The 2,558-nt window shown below is 68.7% G+C and carries 2 protein-coding genes; both read left to right on the forward strand.

The features are described 5' to 3' along the window. A partial coding sequence (locus WC493_RS23695) for an L-rhamnose isomerase (protein WP_373069198.1) occupies positions 1–1,223 on the forward strand: 1,223 nt, incomplete at its 5' end. 5 nt (positions 1,224–1,228) lie between these two features. Further along, the coding region (locus WC493_RS23700; protein WP_373069200.1) for a class II aldolase/adducin family protein at positions 1,229–2,558 on the forward strand (1,330 nt) is incomplete at its 3' end.

Below are 2,558 nucleotides of genomic sequence, written 5' to 3' on the forward strand. Positions count from 1 at the left end.
AAAGCTACGGCGAGTGGGGAGTCGACGCTCGGGCGGCCCTGCGGGCGCTGGCCGCCATTCCGATCTCGCTGCACTGCTGGCAGGGCGACGACGTGGCCGGCTTCGAAGCGCCCGATGCGGCCCTGACCGGCGGCATCCAGGCCACCGGCGCCTACCCCGGCAAAGCCCGCACGCCGGAGGAACTGCGCTCCGATTTATCGGCGGCCATGAAGCTCATCCCCGGCCCGCTGCGCCTGAACCTGCACGCCAGCTACGCCGAAACCGGAGGCAGGCGGGTCGAGCGCAGCGATCTTCTGCCCGAGCATTTCTCGGCCTGGATGGATTGGGCCCGCGCCAAGCGCATGGGACTGGACTTCAATCCTACCTTTTTTTCCCACCCGCTGTCGGCCGACGGCTTCAGCTTGAGCCACAAGGACGCCGGCGTGCGGCGCTTCTGGATCGAGCACGGCCGGGCCTGCCGGCGCATCGGGGCGGCCTTCGGACGGACGCTGGGCACCGCCTGCGTGACGAACGTTTGGATTCACGACGGATTCAAGGACATCCCGATCGAAAGGGCCGCCTATCGCGAGCGGCTCAAGGATTCCCTCGACCAGGTCTTCGCCGAGCCCATCGATGCGCGCCACAACCTCGATGCGATCGAGGGCAAGCTCTTCGGCATCGGATCCGAGAGCTGCGTGATAGGCTCGCATGAGTTCTACCTGGCCTACGCCCTGGCCAACAAAAAATTGCTGACCCTCGACTCCGGGCACTACCACCCGACCGAGTCCATGGCCGACAAGATCTCGGCGGTGCTGCAGTTCCTGGACGCGATCCTGCTTCACGTCAGCCGGGCCGTACGCTGGGATTCCGACCACGTGGTGATCCTGAACGACGAGCTGCGCGCCATCGCCGAGGAGCTCGTCCGCGGCGCTTACCTCGAACGGGTGCACATCGGACTGGACTTCTTCGACGCCAGCATCAACCGTATTGCCGCCTGGGTCATCGGCGCGCGCTGCATGCGCAAGGCCCTGCTGGCGGCCCTGCTCGAGCCGGCCGGACGCCTGCGCGCGGCGGAGCAGGCCGGCGACTTCACCGCCCGGCTGGCCTGGCTCGAAGAGGCCAAGACCCTGCCGCTCGGGGCGGTCTGGGACTACTATTGCCTCCAAGCCGGCGTGCCGACCGGCGGCGAATGGCTGGCCGAGGTCAAAAAATACGAGGCCGATATCACGGCCAAAAGGAACTAGGGTTTATGGAAGCGGCATTGCGGGAACTGATCGAGATTTCGAATCGAAGCGGGGCCGACCCGCGCCTCGTGCAGGGCGGGGGCGGCAATACCTCGGTCAAGTCGGCCGACGGGAAGCACATGTTCATCAAGGCCAGCGGGACGGCCCTCAAGGACATGGGTCCTTCCCGAGGCTGGCGGCGCATGCGGCTGGAGCAGCTGCGCGGCATGCTCGACGACCGGGAGCTCCTGGAGCTCGAACCGGCCGCGCGCGACCGGATAATAGTGAGCCGTCTGCTGGCGGCCTGCCAGGACGACATGCCGGCCGCCTCGCGCCCTTCGGTCGAGGCCCATCTTCACGCCCTGCTCGACCGGGTCGTGATCCACCTGCACCCCAGCGTGGTGAACGGCTTCGTCAACTCCAGGCTGGGCCGGGCCGAGATCGAAAAGCTTTTCGCCGACGATCCGCCGCTGTGGGTGCCGTACGTCGATCCGGGCCTGCTCCTGGCGCGCAAGATGGCTAGGCTGGTCGAAGCCCACCGACGACGCTGGGGAAAGCCGCCCTCGGCGGCTTTTCTCGAAAAGCACGGCCTGTTCGTGAGCGCTCCCGACGCGCGCACGGCCATGGGTCTGGTCGCCCGGACGGTCGGAAGGCTCGAAAAGCATCCGGCCGCGCGCACCGGCGGACGAAAGAGGAAAACCGCCGGCTTCGATCCGGTCGAGGCCAGGCGGACCGCCTCGGCCATCCGCGCCGCCCTTTTCCGGGTCGATGGCCGCTACCGCCTCGTCCGGGGGGGCACCAGCAGGCTAGTCGAGGATTTCATGGCGATGCCCGGCGCCGCCCGACTGTCGGCGGCCGGCCCCATGTCGCCCGACGAGCTGGTTTATTGCGGCGGAGCGCCGCTCTGGCTGGAGAACGCCGGGGCGGAAAGTTTGGCCCGCAGGCTTGAAGCTCGCAAGAAAGCCGGGCTCAAGCTTCCGGCCGCCTTCCTCGCCCCGGGCCGCGGCTTGATCATCGCCGGCGACGAGCGCACGCTCGGGACGCTGCGGGAGGTGGCCGAGTCTTCGTTGTACGCCCGCGCCTGCGCCTCGCGTTTGGGAGGCTTCCGGCCCCTGTCCCGGCGCGAAGCCGCCTTCATAGGCGCCTGGGAGTCGGAGAGCTACCGCATGCAGATGGCCGGCCAACGTTTCGGCGGCGATTTGCCCGACCGCATCGCCGTGGTGAGCGGCGCCGGCAGCGGGCTGGGCCGCGCCATCGCGGTCGGCCTGGCGCGCGCCGGCGCGGCGGTGGCCCTGGCCGACATCGACCTCGAGGCGGCCGCCGAAAGCGCCAATCTGATTCTCTCCGAGCTGCCCC

The sequence above is a fragment of the Zavarzinia sp. genome, from assembly GCF_041650655.1.
Taxonomy (GTDB): Bacteria; Pseudomonadota; Alphaproteobacteria; order Zavarziniales; family Zavarziniaceae; genus Zavarzinia.